Genomic DNA, 12,980 nt, shown 5'->3' with positions numbered 1-12,980 from the left:
CTTATGCTGATAATTCTACGGGTAGTCCTATGTTGATACCAGGCCTTCCCCAGGCGCGCCCCGAGGTTGAAGACCTCATGGCTTACAGCGCTCCGCTTGAGGGCCGCCGGGGCCTGCTTCGGCTCGACTTCAACGAGAACACCGTGGGCCCAAGCCCGCAGGTGGTGGATGCAATCCGCGCCATCCCCTCCGATCAGTACGCCGTCTATCCCGAGTACGACGGCCTGCGGGATGCGGTGGTTGCCAATCTCGCTGCAACTGGCCTCGGCCAGCCGCTCACCCCAGAGCAGATTGGCCTCTTCAACGGCGTAGACGCGGCGCTTCATGCCATTTTTCTTGCCTATGGCAACAGGGGCGACACGCTGCTGACCACATCGCCCACTTTCGGCTACTACACCCCCTGCGCCCAGATGCAGGGAATGGCGATTGAGGCGATTCCCTACCTGCTGCCGGATTTTGGCTTCCCCCTGGAGGAGCTGCGGGCGGCCCTACAGGGCTGCCCACGCATCCTGCTGATCTGCAATCCAAACAACCCCACCGGCACCCGGCTAGCACCGGAGCTGATCCTGGAGCTGGCGGCTTCGGCGCCTGGCACCCTGGTGGTGGTGGATGAGCTTTATGAGGCATTCACTGGCGACAGCGTGCTGCCATTCGCCGATTTCGCTGCCACACCGAATCTCTTGGTGCTGCGCTCACTTGCTAAAACTGCAGGCCTGGCGGGGCTGCGCATCGGTTTTGCCATTGGCGCGGCGCCAGTGGTGGATCGGCTCGCTCGGGTCACTGGGCCCTATGACATCAATAGCTTCGCCGTGACTGCCGCCCATGCGGCCCTGGCGGACCAGGCCTATGTGGACAGCTATGTGGCCGAAGTGCTGCGGGCCCGCACCTGGCTGGTGCGGCAGTTGCAAGCGGCAGGTGTGCGCCACCACGCCGCAGGTGGCAACTACCTGCTGATCTGGCCCGAGCGCCCAGCTGCCGAGGTGGAGCAGCGCCTGCGGCAGGCGGGCATCCTGGTGCGCTCGATGGCGGCCAAACCTCTGATCGACGGCTCCTTGCGGGTGAGCATCGGCACCACCGAGCAGATGCAGCGTTTCTGGGCTGTCTATCTGCAGGCCGATTAGCGCATCACCTCAATCACCATGCCATCGCCGAGCTTGCCCGGCAGGCTGAGGGTGCGGCCAGGTCGCTTCACCGGGGTGCCGGCCATGGCATCAAGGAAAGGTTGCAGCGTGGTTTGGTCGCAGTCCTTGGGGGTTTTGCCGCTGACAAATTGCACCGGGATCACGCGGCGGGGCTGCAGCTCGCGCACCACCTCGGCGGCTTCGGCACCGGTATACACCTTGGCGCCGCCACCAACGCCGATGATCAGCACGTCTGGGCGACCAAGCATCACCTTGTCGGCGGGGCTGAGCCGGGCCGCGGTGCCTCCTAGGTGGGCGATGTCGAGGCCGCCCTGCTTCCAGCGCCAAAGGGTGGATTGACCGAAGCGGCGCCCACCAACGCGATCGTGAGGGCCGGCAATACCTTCGATTGAAAGGCCACTCACCTTGAAGGAGCCTGGATCCACCAGCATCTTGCCTTTGGCCACCGGTGCGCCCTCATCCAGTAGTCGGCTGCTGGCCAGGATCACCGTGGCACTCACCCGCGGTTCGGCCAGTCCGGCGGCACAGGCCACTGCTTTAAAGGGGTTAACCAGCACGCTGGCCCCGCCGCCACTGATCAGCAAGGCGCTGTGGCCGTAGCTGGTGATCGTGACGCCGCTGCCTGCGAGGGCTGGGCCAGTTGCCAGCAATGCGGCGCCCAGGCCGAGCGAACTCAAGGTGAGAGCAGCGAAGGTGGGCAGCGGGCGCATGGAGAAGCGGCAATCGCTGTGAAGCTAACCCAACTGACTTGCTGTGGCTGGCTGGCTGGCCTGGCGCAGGAAGTTGGCCAGCAGGGCGTGACCCTCCTGGGTGAGCACGCTTTCGGGGTGGAACTGCACCCCCTGAATGTGGGGGAAATCGCGGTGGCGCAGGCCCATGATCGTGCCGTCGTCGAGCCAGGCGGTGATCTCCAGACAGTCGGGCAGTGATTCGCGCTCGGCGATCAGGCTGTGGTATCTGGTGGCGGTGAGCGGGTTGGGTAGACCCTCAAACACGCCCTGGCCGCTGTGGAGCACCGGCGAGGTCTTGCCGTGCATCAGCTCTTTGGCGCGCACCACCTTGCCGCCGTACACCTGGGCGATCGACTGGTGGCCCAGGCAAACCCCCAGGGTGGGGATGGTGGGGCTGAGCTGTTGCAGCACCTCCAGGCAGACCCCCGACTGGTCGGGGTCGCCGGGGCCCGGTGAAATCAAGATGGCGGCGGGGGCCAGCGCTCGGATCTGCTCGAGGCTGAGGGAGTCATTGCGCTCCACCCGCAGCTCAGCGGCTATTGGGTGCTCGGGCGCCAGCTCGCCCAGGTACTGCACCAGATTGAAGGTGAAGCTGTCGTAGTTGTCGAGAACGAGAAGCATCGCCGCGCCTGGCCTGCCCCCATTCAAAGGCCCAGCCGGCTCAGAAGCGGTGGCACAAGCAGCAGCAGGGCGATCATCAGTGAAGACAGAGCCGCCACCAGCACAGCAGCGGCGGCGCAGTCCTTGGCAATCCTGGCCAGGGGATGGAACTGGCGGCCGATGGCCAGATCCACCACCGCTTCGGTGGCGGTGTTGAGCAGCTCCAGCACCAGCACAGCCGCCACGGTGAGCACCAGCACGGCCAGTTGGGCCGTGGGTAGTTGCAGCCACAGCCCCAGGCCAAACACCACCGCTCCGGTGATCACATGGATGCGGAAGTTGCGCTGGCTGGCAAATCCATAGGCCAGCCCCTGGGCGGCATAACGAAAACTCGCCGGCAGGTCACTGGCCACAGTCCAGGCCCGGGCCCTGAGGCGGCGCCCACGAGTTTCTGGGGTCGGTAAGGGACGCAGATTGATCATGGCTCCGCTGGCACCTTAACCAGCCTTTCCTGGCGCGCCAGCATGGCGGCGAGGCTGGCTTCGTCGGGGTGGTCCCAGCCCAGCAGATGCAGCAGGCCATGGCTAGCCAGAAACAGCAGTTCCTGCTCCAGGTCGTGGCCATGCTCCGGTGCCTGGCGGGCTGCCGTTTCTATGGAGATGACGATGTCGCCAAGCTCCAGGGGCTCCGCCTCCCCGGATGCCGGCAGTGGCGGGGCGCCATCGGTTGCTTCGTCCTGGGCGGCGAAGGCCAGCACGTCAGTGGGTCCTTCCTTCTGGCGCCAGTCGGCATTGAGCTCGGCGATTTCGGCGTCAGTCACGAGGCTCAGCCCCAGGCTGTAGGCGGGCGCTTGCAGGGCGGCGGGAAGCTCCGGGGCCAGCTGGTGTAGCCAGGCGCTCAAAAGGGCTTGCCAGTGATCGGCATCTGACAGCAGCGGGGCCACCTCCAGATCGGGATCAGCGCTAAAGGCCAGGTCGAGATCGATCGAGGTGGCCATCTCAGCCTCCGGGTAGTTGGGGGCGGCCGAGCCAGGCGATCAGCACCAGGAAGCCCGTGAGCCCGAGGGCGGTGAGACCGAAGTGAAACAGGCTTTGGCGGCCCTTGCGCACCATGTTGCGCATCGCCAGCTTGATGAAGCTGGGGTTTTCGCTGGGCTGGGGATCAGTCATCGCTTCCGCCTCCAGCTAGCTCGACGCCCGCATGCAGCAGGCTCTGGATAAAGGGATCGAGATCGCCGTCCATGACGCCCTGCACGTCTGTGGTTTCCTTCTGGGTGCGCAAATCTTTCACCATTTGATAGGGGTGAAAAACGTAGTTGCGGATCTGGTTGCCCCAGGCCGCTTCCACAATGTCGCCGCGGATGTCGGCGATCTCGGAGGCCCGCTGCTCCTGGGCAATCACCAGCAACTTGGCCATCAGCAGGGCCATCGCCTTCTCTTTGTTTTGCAGCTGGGAGCGCTCCTGGGTGCAGCGCACAAACAGGCCGGTGGGGATGTGCAGGATGCGCACGGCCGTTTCCACCTTGTTGACGTTCTGGCCGCCAGCGCCGCCGGAGCGCGAGGTGGTGATCTCCAGGTCCTTGTCGGGGATGTCGAGCTTCACGTCCTCATCGATCTGGGGCATCACCTCCACACCGGCGAAGCTCGTCTGGCGTTTGTCGTTGGCGTTGAACGGTGAGATGCGCACCAGTCGGTGGGTGCCCTTCTCGTTGCGCAGGTAGCCGTAGGCATAGCGGCCCTCGATCTCGATCGTGCAGCTCTTAATGCCGGCTTCTTCCCCCTCGCTGAGCTCGTCCACACTTACCTTCATGCCGTGGTCTTCGGCCCAGCGGGTGTACATCCGCATCAGCATCAGGGCCCAGTCCTGGGCGTCGGTGCCGCCGGCACCGGCGTTAATGCTGATCACGGCGCCCTCCTTGTCGTAAGGGCCGCTCAGCAGGCGCTCGAGCTCCCAGCGATCCAGGTCGGCTTTGAGGGACTGCAGGGCTTGGTTGGATTCGGCCAGCAGATCTTCATCCGGTTCGAGGCCGTAGAGCTCCACGGTGGCCTCGCCGTCGGAGACGCTGGCCTGCCATTTCGCCAATTGCTCAAGCTGGGCCTTCACCTCGTCGAGCTGGCGCATCTTGACCTGGGCCTGCTTCTGGTCGTCCCAGAAGTCGCCCTGGGAGGCCAGCTGCTCCAGATCCTGTTGGCGGGCTTTCAGGGCCGGTACGTCAAAGACAGTCCTGGGCGTTGCCCAGGCGGTCAGTGAGTTCGGAGAGGTCGCGCTTGAAGTCGGTGAGATCGAGCACCGGTGCAGCTGAATAATTGCTTGACGGTATCAGCGCCGGCCAGCTCCGCCGCTAGGGGTCGGGGCTGGGGGAGCGGTTTTGTTGATTGGCTAAGTCTTGGCTTAGCTAATTGATATAGGTGCGAGGCTCCCGGGCCCGCGCGCCCTGGCCCGCTTCTACGATCAACAAAACCTGACCGGAGCCGTCTAAATGGCCGCCACCGTTGAGATCTACACCTGGCGGGCCTGTCCCTTCTGTGTGCGCGCCAAGGCCCTACTCGACCGCAAGGGAGTGGCTTACGCCGAATTTGCCATCGATGGCGACGAGTCGGCCCGCTCGGCGATGGCGGCTAAGAGCGGCGGGAGCCGCAGCCTGCCCCAGACCTTCATCAATGGCCAGCACGTGGGTGGTTGCGACGATCTTCATGCCCTCGAGCGCTCCGGCCAGCTCGACGTTTTGCTGGCGAGCTGAGCGGTGGCATCCCAACTGTTTGTGATCGATCCGATCGCCCGGCTCAATCCAGCCAAAGATTCCAGCGTTGCCCTGATGCAGGCAGCCCAGAGAGCCGGCGAGCAGGTGTGGGTGTGCACCATCGCCGATCTTTCTGCCGCCCCAGTGCCAGGAGCTCCCCTGCAAGGTCATGGCGCCTGGGTGGTGGCCACGCCCGTCAATTGCGAGCCCTGGTTTGAACTTGGCGATCCCCAGCTGCTGCCCCTCACCGCCTTTCCGCGGGTGTGGATGCGCAAGGACCCGCCGGTGGATGAGGCCTATCTCTATGCCACCCATCTGCTGGAGCTGGGGGAGCGTCAGGGAGTGCGGGTGCTCAACCGGCCCGCTTCGCTGCGAGCCTGGAACGAAAAACTCAGTGCCCTGCGTTGGAGCCAGCTGATGGCACCCACCCTGGTGGCTAGCAGGGTGACGGCGCTGGCCGCTTTCGCCGCCGAGCATGGCGAGGTGGTGCTTAAGCCCCTGGGGGGGCGGGCTGGCCAGGGGGTGGTGTTTGCTTCTGCAGCAACGCCGGGGTTGCGGGCCCTGCTGGAGCTGGTGACTGGCCAGGAGCAGCTGCCGGTGATGGTGCAGGCCTTCCTGCCCGGTGTGAGCGCTGGTGATAAGCGCATCCTGCTGGTGGATGGCGAACCCCTCGGGGCGGTGAATCGCATCCCCGCCGGTGGCGAGTTCCGCAGCAACCTGGCCGTGGGCGGTGCTCCGGAGGTAACGGAGCTCACGGAGGCGGAGAGGGCTATCTGCGCTGAGTTGGCGCCAGCGTTGCGGGCTGAAGGTTTGTTTTTTGTGGGCATCGATGTGATCGACGGCCGCCTCAGCGAGATCAATGTGACCAGCCCCACCGGCGTGCGCGAGGTGGAGCGGCTGGCCGGGATTCCCCTGGCGGATCAGACGATGGCGCGGCTGCTGGCTGCTTGATGGTCGGTGGCGCAGCTGAGCTGCTGCTGCAGTACCCCCAGTTTCAGGGCCACCTCCTGCAGCTCCCGCTCCACCGTTGAACCCCGCACTAGGCCGGCACCGGCGGTGAGCTCAAGCCGGTCGCCCCGCAGGGTGCCGCTGCGGATCGCCACCCGCAGGTCGGCGTCACCGGCGCTGTCGATCCAGCCGATTGGGGCGGCGTAGTGGCCGCGCTCGAAGGGCTCCAGGCTGCGTAGCCAGGCCATCGCCTCGCGCCGCGGCAGGCCCGCCACAGCCGGGGTGGGATGGAGGGCGGCGGCGATGCTCAGGGGCTGGTGCTGGCCCAGGGCTGCCGTGATCGGGGTGTGCAGATGCACCAGTTGGCCGTGGCGGGCCAGGCGTGGATGGCGCGATCGCCGCGGGTTGAGGCCCGCTCTGGCGAGTACGGCGGTGATCGTGTCCACCACCAGCTCATGCTCATGGCGATCTTTGCAGGAGTGCAGCAACCCTGCGGCCTGCTCTCCAGCTGGGGCGGTGCCCGCTAGGGCATCACTGCGCAGTTGCCCCTGGCGCACCGTAAGCAACCGTTCGGGGGAGGCGCCGATCAGGGCAGTCCCGCGGGCTTGCTGCCACAGAAAGCGGCAGCTGCCGCTCTGGTGGCGCCGTAGGGGGGCCAGCAGGGCCAGGGGATGGGGCGCGGCCTCAAGCTGCACCTCCTGGCGCACGGCCAGCACCACTTTTTCCAGCTCGCCCCTCTCCACAAGCTCCAGGCCCCGCTCAACCGCGGAGCGGTAGCTCTCCTGCCATGGCGAACTGCGGTGGATGGCGATTCGACTGACAACCCCCGGCTCCAGCCCGTCTTGTTGCACCAGGCGCTCCAGCCGGCGGGCCTGCTCCCACAGCTCTTCGGCTAGCTGGCGCGGCGTCACGCCACCGCCGAGGCTGCGCTGCAGCCGCAGCCAGCAGTGCTGGCCCTGGCGGCTCAGCTGCCAACGGGGCAGCACGGCCTGTACGCCTGGGATTGCTGTGGGCTCCGGCTGCAGGGGCGCTTCAAAGAAACCGAAGGCCAGCAGCACCCGCGGCCGGGCCAGGGGCGGGCCGCTCTCCGGGGTGGCTAGGCGGCTGAGGCAGGCGCTGGCAAAACGCTGGGCCAGCTCAAAGCGGCGCGGACCACTGAGCTCGAGGCTGTTGGTGCGGCCGGCGGCGGCGATGCAGAGCCCCGGTGCCCCGTCCCACAGGAAGCGGAAGCTGTCGCCGCCTGGAGTCAGGGCTTCATCCTCGGGCTCCAAATGGGGCAGCAGCAGCATCGGGTCGCCGCCGGCCAGGGGTAGGGCCAGGCTGAGGACGCCCTCCTCCTCCAGCTGGCGGGCCCGCTCGTTGGCGGCGACCAGCAAACTGGTGAATGAATCACCCGTTGAATCGGTGAAGGAAGAAGGGGCCTGCACCAGGAAGGGCCGGGGCCGCGACGAAGAGCTGCTCAAATGTATGGGCCCTGCAGTGGCTGCCGCCTGCGGCCCCCATGACTGAGCCCAAGGTCGTCGCAAGCCGTTACGCCAATTCCGTCGATCGCCGCCGCCTCTGGCAGGCGGCGATCAAGTGGCCGATGTACGCCGTGGCGGTGATGCCGGTGCTGCTGGCCGCCGGCTGGCGCCTAGGCCAGGCCCTGCCGGTGCGGTTTGACCAGCTGCTGCTGTTTCTGTTGGCGGCGGTGCTGCTGCTGGCCTGGGAAAACCTGGCCAACGATGTTTTTGATGCCGACACCGGCGTAGATGCCGACGGCAAGCCCCATTCCGTGGTGAATCTCACCGGCCGCCGCGATCGGGTGGCCGGGCTGGCCAACGGCTGCCTGCTGCTGGGCCTGGCTCTGATGGCGCTGGTGGCCTGGCGCAGCAGCCCGGCGGTGCTGGCTTTGGTGCTGGCCTGCTGCGGCCTGGGCTACCTGTATCAGGGGCCGCCGTTTCGGCTGGGCTATCGGGGCCTGGGTGAGCCCCTCTGCTGGCTTGCTTTCGGCCCCTTGGCCACCGCCGCCGGCCTGCTGGCCCTGGCGCCAGCGGGGGCCAGCGGGGTGCCCTGGCGCATCGCCCTGGCCCTTGGTAGTGGCCCAGCCCTCGCCACCACCCTGGTGCTGTTCTGCTCCCATTTCCACCAGGTTGATGAGGACGCCGCCCATGGCAAGCGTTCGCCGGTGGTGCATCTGGGTACGGCGGCTGCCTCGGGGTTGGTGCCCTGGTTTGTGGCCGGCTGCCTGGCCCTGCAGTGGGCGCCGGTGCTGCTGGACCAGTGGCCGCTCACGGCCCTGCTCGGCGTGATCGGCCTGCCGCCCGCCCGTCAGCTGATCGCCCTGTTGCAGCGCCACCATGGCGAGCCTGGGCGGATCAGCGGCAGCAAATTTCTGGCCCTGCGCTTTCAGGCGCTCAATGGTTTGGGTTTGGCCCTGGGCCTGGCCCTGGGGCGCTTCACAGGATGAGCCAGGGGGGCCTGCTGCAGTTGCAGTGGCGGCCCTTCGGCTTCGCCCTGCCCCAGCCCCTGGTTACGGCTGCAGGCTCCGTGCAGCAGCGGCGCGGCTGGCTGCTGCGCTTGCAGAGCCCCCAGGGCGATCTGGGCTGGGGCGAGGCCGCCCCCCTCGATGGCCAGCTGGAGCCCCTGGCGGCGGCTTTCGCTGCTTTGGATGCGAGCTATGGGACAGCCGAACTCGAGAGGTTGCTGCAGGCGGGCCAGTTGCCCCCAACCGTTGCCTTTGCCCTCGGGGCTGCCCTGGCCGAGCTGGCCGGCTTGCCGCAGCGCCGCTGGCTGCCGTCTCCCCCTGCGGCCCGGCTGCTGCCGGCAGGACCAGCCGCCATTGAGGTTTTGGAGCGGCTGGAGCTTGAGCTGGGGCCGGCTCCGGTGTTCAAGTGGAAGCTGGCCGTTTTCCCCGATGCTTTGGAGCGCGAGCTGCTGGAGCAGCTGCTGCAGCGCCTGCCAGCAACCGCCCGCCTGCGCCTTGATGCCAATGGCGGCTGGAGCCGGGCCACGGCGGCGGCCTGGGCCGGGCGTTTGGCGGGCGAGCCGCGGCTGCAGTGGCTGGAGCAGCCCCTAGCCCCGGCCGACCAGGCGGGCCTGGAGGCCTTGGCGGCCCAGGTTCCCGTGGCTCTGGATGAATCGTTGCAGTGCGACCCGGACCTGCGCAGCAGTTGGCCGGGCTGGCAGGTGCGCCGCCCTAGCCAGGAGGGGGACCCTCGAGTGCTGCTGGCGGCCCTGGAGCGGGGCAGGCCGCGGCTGATGCTCAGCACAGCCTTTGAAACCGGCATCGGCCGCCGCTGGCTAGAGCATCTGGCAGCCCTGCAGTCCGAGGGCCCCACGCCCGCGGCGCCGGGCTTGGCGCCGGGTTGGCAAGCCCCCGGAGCCCTGGCCAGCGCCGATCCGGCAGCGGTGTGGGCTGCCGCCGCCCAAATCAGCCGAGATCAGCAGCCATGACGCCCGAGCAGTTGCAAAAGCTCTGGGATGCCGGCCGCCTGGCGGCCTTGGCGGGCCCGGCCGCCAGCGACCAGCAGGCTTTGGCGGCGGCGATCGGGCCCGATGGCCTTGGCCCTTTGGAAGATCGTTGGGGGCCGGGGGTGGTGCTGGGCAGCGGCGGCAGCACGGGCGGTCGCCGCTGGTGCCTGCAGCCCCTGGCCCACCTGCAGGCTTCGGCGTCGGCTACCGGCCGCTGGCTGGAGGGGTTGGGGCTGGATCCTGCGAGCTGCCTGCACCTCAACTCCCTGCCTTTGCATCACGTCAGTGGGCTGCTGCCCTGGGTGCGCGCCCAGCACTGGGGCGCCTGCCACCAGCGTCTTGATCCGGCCTGGATGCGCGATCCGGCCCTGTTGGCTGCGGCTGACCCGCTGGATCCAGGCCGTCCGGCCTTGCTTTCCCTGGTGCCTACCCAGCTGCAGCGGCTCCTGGCTGCTGCCGAGGGCGTGGTCTGGTTGCAGCGTTTGGCCCTGATCTGGGTGGGTGGGGCACCGTTGCCGCCGGCGCTGGCGGAGCGGGCCAGGCTGGCAGGGTTGCGGCTGGCCCCTTGCTACGGGGCCACGGAAACGGCGGCGATGGTGTGTGCCCTGGCGCCCGAAGCTTTCCTGGCGGGCGCTTCGGGTTGCGGCGCCCCCTTGGGGGACGTGGAGCTGCGGCTAGGGGCGGAGCAGGCCGTTGAGGTGCGCTGTGAGCGGCTCAGTCCGGGCTGGCTGGAGGCTGGCCGGCTCCAGCCCCTGCCGCGCACTGCCGATGGCTGGTGGCGCAGTGGCGATGCCGGCCGGCTGGGCCCAACGGGGCTGGAGCTGCTGGGACGCCTTGATGGGGCCATTCACAGCGGTGGTGAAACCGTGTTTCCGGAGGTGCTGGAGCAGCGGCTGGCGCAGCTGGCCCAGGCCGCCGGCTTGCCACTGCAGGCGCTTTTGCTGCTGCCAATCGATGATCCCGACTGGGGCCAGCGACTGGTTGCCCTGGTGCGGCCCGACTCGCCCCAGCAAGGTTGGGAGGAGCTGCAGTTGGCGTTGCAGCAGCTTTGTGATTCCTGGCCACCGGCCGAGCGGCCAGGTCGGTGGCTGCTCTGCCCCGAGTTGGCGCCAGCGGAGCTGGGCAAATGGCAACGAAATCATTGGCGGGCCTGGGTTGATCAGCTAAAAGCTGTTGAGGTCGTTTCTCCCGCGTCAGTCGATGTCGAGCCTGTCTGAGACCGAAATCAGCAATAAGAAGCTGGCGGCGGGTCTCACCGGAATCTTTCTGGGCGCCTTTGGGGTGCACAAATTCATTCTTGGCTACACCAAGCCGGCGGTAATCATGTTGGTGGTATCGCTTCTGACCTGCGGGGTGGGCTATTTTGTTTTTCAGGTCATTGGCATTATTGAGGGCGTCATTTACTTGACGAAATCCAATGCAGAATTTGAAACCGAATACCTAGATGGCCAAAAAGATTGTTTCTGAGCTCTTAGCCCGGGCACCGGTTTTGTTGCTTTTGTCTGGAGCTGGTGCCCTCAGTTTTGGCCTGGCTGCAGCTATTCCCCACGACGGCTTGCATCCGCTGGCTCTGATGGCGGCCCTGCTGCCCCTGCAGTTGGCGGCGCTGCTTTACGTGTTCAGCCGGCCCTAAAGCGGCTGGATGCCCTGGCCCAGGCTCGATGCTTCCAGCCAGCGCTGCAGCCCAGCTGGCAAGGGGCAGCGCCGGCGACTGGCCGTCTCGATCGCCAGGTGCCTGGTGAGTGCCTTGGCTGCGGCCCTCTCGCCGCTGCGGAAGTTGTAGTGCACCTCAAAGCTGCTGGAATCCAGTCGCCGGGGTTCCAGCTGGATTGCTAGGGGGTCGCCGCAGACAAGGGGAGAAAGGAAGTCTGCGCTGCAATGCACTAGCGGCAGGGCAATGGCGGGTATGTGCCCCGGGGTGGGAAAGATTTCAGCGGCAGGCAGGCCATAGCGCTCCAGGCCTTCTTCATAAGCCTCGTGGCACCAGCGCAGTAGCTGGTGGAAATGCATCACCCCGGCGGCATCGGTGTCCCCGAAGCGCACGGTGCGGCATAGCAGCAGCCAGCTGCTGGAATCAGCGATCAACCGACCCCATGATCACGTCGATGGAGCCAAGGATGGCCATGATGTCGGCCACCTTGGCCCCCTTGAGGATGTGGGGCAGGATTTGCAGGTTGTTGAAGTCGGCGGCGCGGATCTTGAAGCGCCAGGGGGTGACGTCGTTGTTGCCCTGCAGGTACACCCCGATTTCGCCCTTGCCCGATTCCAGGCGGGTGTAGAGCTCACCTTCGGGAATCTTGAAGGTTGGGGCCACTTTCTTGGCCACATATTGATAATCAAAGCCGGCATATTCGCTGCCCTTGCCCTCCGCCATGCGGCGGGCCTCCAGGTGCTCGGTGGCTCCTCCGGGAATCATGGCGCAGGCCTGGCGCAGAATCTTGAGGGATTCGCGCATTTCCTTGACGCGCACCCGGTAGCGGGCGTAGCAGTCACCCTCCTGTTCGCAGACCACGTCCCAGTCGAAGTCGTCGTAGCACTCGTAGTGATCCACCTTGCGCAGGTCCCAGGGCACGCCCGAGGCGCGCAGCATCGGGCCCGACAGGCTCCAATTGATCGCCATCTCGCGACTGATCACACCTAGACCCTCAATTCGCTTACGGAAGATTGGGTTGTTGGTAATTAGCTTTTCATATTCGTCGATCTTGGGACCAAACCAGTCGCAGAAGTCGAGGCACTTCTCCAGCCAGCCGTAGGGCAGATCAGCCGCCACCCCGCCAATGCGGAAATAGTTGTTGTTGATCAACCGCTGGCCGGTGGCCGCTTCCCAGAGGTCGTAGATCATCTCCCGCTCGCGGAAGATGTAGAAGAACGGCGTCTGGGCGCCCACGTCCGCCAGGAACGGGCCAAGCCAAAGCAAGTGGTTGGCGATGCGGTTTAGCTCCAGCATCAGCACCCGGATGTAGCTGGCGCGCTTGGGCACGGGTACATCGGCCAGCCGTTCCGGCGCGTTCACCACAATCGCTTCGTAAAACATGCCGGCCGCATAGTCCATGCGGCTCACGTAGGGCACGAACATCACGTTCGTGCGGTTTTCGGCAATCTTCTCCATGCCGCGGTGGAGGTAGCCGACCACCGGCTCGCAATCCACCACGTCCTCGCCATCGAGGGTCACCACCAGCCGCAACACCCCGTGCATCGAGGGGTGGTGGGGGCCGAAGTTGACCACCATCGGTTCCGTGCGCGTCTCCAGCTGCGTCATGGGGCCGAGGGGTTAAGCGCTTTGCGGTGATCTTAGGAAGGAAGGGCCCGCTAGGGGATCTCTGACGGCGAAGATCGCACCAGCGCCCCCGGATAGGGCTCCTAAGC

17 protein-coding genes are annotated in these 12,980 nt (G+C 66.5%); 8 read left to right on the top strand and 9 right to left on the bottom strand.

What is annotated here, in order from left to right; all coding sequences use genetic code 11:
- Window positions 1-29 precede the first annotated feature (29 nt).
- The gene (locus tag KBY83_RS07010; RefSeq protein ID WP_255018905.1) at window positions 30-1,121 is read left to right on the top strand and encodes a histidinol-phosphate transaminase; all 1,092 of its coding nucleotides are present in this window, start codon (window positions 30-32) and stop codon (window positions 1,119-1,121) included.
- On the opposite strand, the gene KBY83_RS07005 is transcribed toward KBY83_RS07010, so the two are convergent.
- The 6 genes from KBY83_RS07005 to prfB form a co-directional block, all read right to left on the bottom strand.
- Entirely contained in the window at window positions 1,118-1,852 is a 735-nt protein-coding gene (locus tag KBY83_RS07005; RefSeq protein ID WP_255018904.1) for an MBL fold metallo-hydrolase, read from the bottom strand. The genes KBY83_RS07010 and KBY83_RS07005 overlap by 4 nt on opposite strands.
- A gap of 24 nt (window positions 1,853-1,876) precedes the next feature.
- Window positions 1,877-2,494, bottom strand: a complete 618-nt coding sequence (locus tag KBY83_RS07000; protein ID WP_255018903.1) for an aminodeoxychorismate/anthranilate synthase component II — start codon at window positions 2,492-2,494, stop codon at window positions 1,877-1,879.
- Between the two features lie 23 nt (window positions 2,495-2,517).
- The gene (locus KBY83_RS06995) at window positions 2,518-2,955 is read right to left on the bottom strand and encodes a diacylglycerol kinase family protein (protein ID WP_241518315.1); all 438 of its coding nucleotides are present in this window, start codon (window positions 2,953-2,955) and stop codon (window positions 2,518-2,520) included.
- On the bottom strand, window positions 2,952-3,470 hold the full coding sequence (ybeY, locus tag KBY83_RS06990) for an rRNA maturation RNase YbeY (protein WP_255018902.1): 519 nt from the start codon (window positions 3,468-3,470) through the stop codon (window positions 2,952-2,954). Before ybeY ends, KBY83_RS06995 begins: the two co-directional genes overlap by 4 nt.
- Window position 3,471: 1 nt before the next feature.
- Window positions 3,472-3,642: a DUF3285 domain-containing protein gene (locus tag KBY83_RS06985; RefSeq protein WP_106632705.1), complete on the bottom strand. Its 171-nt coding sequence runs from the start codon at window positions 3,640-3,642 to the stop codon at window positions 3,472-3,474.
- A protein-coding gene (prfB, locus tag KBY83_RS06980; RefSeq protein ID WP_255018900.1) for a peptide chain release factor 2 occupies window positions 3,635-4,763 on the bottom strand; the annotation gives its coding sequence in 2 pieces (ribosomal slippage) (window positions 3,635-4,687 and window positions 4,689-4,763; 1,128 coding nt in all). Before prfB ends, KBY83_RS06985 begins: the two co-directional genes overlap by 8 nt.
- A 189-nt stretch (window positions 4,764-4,952) precedes the next feature.
- Here prfB and grxC point away from each other — a divergent pair.
- Together grxC and gshB are read left to right on the top strand one after the other, a co-directional pair.
- Window positions 4,953-5,213, top strand: a complete 261-nt coding sequence (gene grxC / locus KBY83_RS06975) for a glutaredoxin 3 (RefSeq protein WP_255018899.1) — start codon at window positions 4,953-4,955, stop codon at window positions 5,211-5,213.
- Between the two features lie 3 nt (window positions 5,214-5,216).
- The gene (gshB, locus tag KBY83_RS06970; protein WP_255018898.1) at window positions 5,217-6,164 is read left to right on the top strand and encodes a glutathione synthase; all 948 of its coding nucleotides are present in this window, start codon (window positions 5,217-5,219) and stop codon (window positions 6,162-6,164) included.
- Here gshB and KBY83_RS06965 read toward each other — a convergent pair.
- The gene (locus tag KBY83_RS06965) at window positions 6,134-7,591 is read right to left on the bottom strand and encodes an isochorismate synthase (protein WP_261354260.1); all 1,458 of its coding nucleotides are present in this window, start codon (window positions 7,589-7,591) and stop codon (window positions 6,134-6,136) included. The two genes, gshB and KBY83_RS06965, sit on opposite strands and share 31 nt — an antisense overlap.
- Window positions 7,592-7,662: 71 nt before the next feature.
- On the opposite strand from KBY83_RS06965, the gene menA reads away from it, so the two are divergent.
- From menA to KBY83_RS06940, 5 genes are read left to right on the top strand one after another with little or no spacing between them, the layout of a single operon-like run.
- Window positions 7,663-8,610, top strand: a complete 948-nt coding sequence (gene menA / locus KBY83_RS06960; protein ID WP_255018897.1) for a 2-carboxy-1,4-naphthoquinone phytyltransferase — start codon at window positions 7,663-7,665, stop codon at window positions 8,608-8,610.
- The gene (gene menC, locus KBY83_RS06955) at window positions 8,607-9,596 is read left to right on the top strand and encodes an o-succinylbenzoate synthase (protein ID WP_255018896.1); all 990 of its coding nucleotides are present in this window, start codon (window positions 8,607-8,609) and stop codon (window positions 9,594-9,596) included. The genes menA and menC overlap by 4 nt, the downstream gene beginning before the upstream one ends.
- The gene (locus KBY83_RS06950; protein ID WP_255018895.1) at window positions 9,593-10,831 is read left to right on the top strand and encodes an AMP-binding protein; all 1,239 of its coding nucleotides are present in this window, start codon (window positions 9,593-9,595) and stop codon (window positions 10,829-10,831) included. Before menC ends, KBY83_RS06950 begins: the two co-directional genes overlap by 4 nt.
- A complete protein-coding gene (locus KBY83_RS06945) occupies window positions 10,815-11,081 on the top strand; it encodes a TM2 domain-containing protein (protein ID WP_255018894.1) in 267 nt (88 codons plus the stop codon). Before KBY83_RS06950 ends, KBY83_RS06945 begins: the two co-directional genes overlap by 17 nt.
- Window positions 11,059-11,247 (top strand): hypothetical protein, encoded by a 189-nt coding sequence (locus tag KBY83_RS06940; RefSeq protein WP_255018893.1) that lies wholly within the window; start codon window positions 11,059-11,061, stop codon window positions 11,245-11,247. Before KBY83_RS06945 ends, KBY83_RS06940 begins: the two co-directional genes overlap by 23 nt.
- On the opposite strand, the gene KBY83_RS06935 is transcribed toward KBY83_RS06940, so the two are convergent.
- Complete coding sequence (locus KBY83_RS06935; protein WP_255018892.1) at window positions 11,244-11,699, bottom strand: thioesterase family protein; 456 nt, start codon at window positions 11,697-11,699, stop codon at window positions 11,244-11,246. The genes KBY83_RS06940 and KBY83_RS06935 overlap by 4 nt on opposite strands.
- Complete coding sequence (locus tag KBY83_RS06930; protein WP_106632694.1) at window positions 11,689-12,873, bottom strand: NAD(P)H-quinone oxidoreductase subunit H; 1,185 nt, start codon at window positions 12,871-12,873, stop codon at window positions 11,689-11,691. The genes KBY83_RS06935 and KBY83_RS06930 overlap by 11 nt, the downstream gene beginning before the upstream one ends.
- Window positions 12,874-12,980 lie beyond the last annotated feature (107 nt).

The organism is Cyanobium sp. WKJ7-Wakatipu, from assembly GCF_024345355.1.
In the GTDB taxonomy this organism is placed as follows: Bacteria; Cyanobacteriota; Cyanobacteriia; order PCC-6307; family Cyanobiaceae; genus Cyanobium_A; species Cyanobium_A usitatum.
Note: the sequence above shows the minus strand (reverse complement) of the source record. Positions and strands in the feature narration are given on the sequence as shown.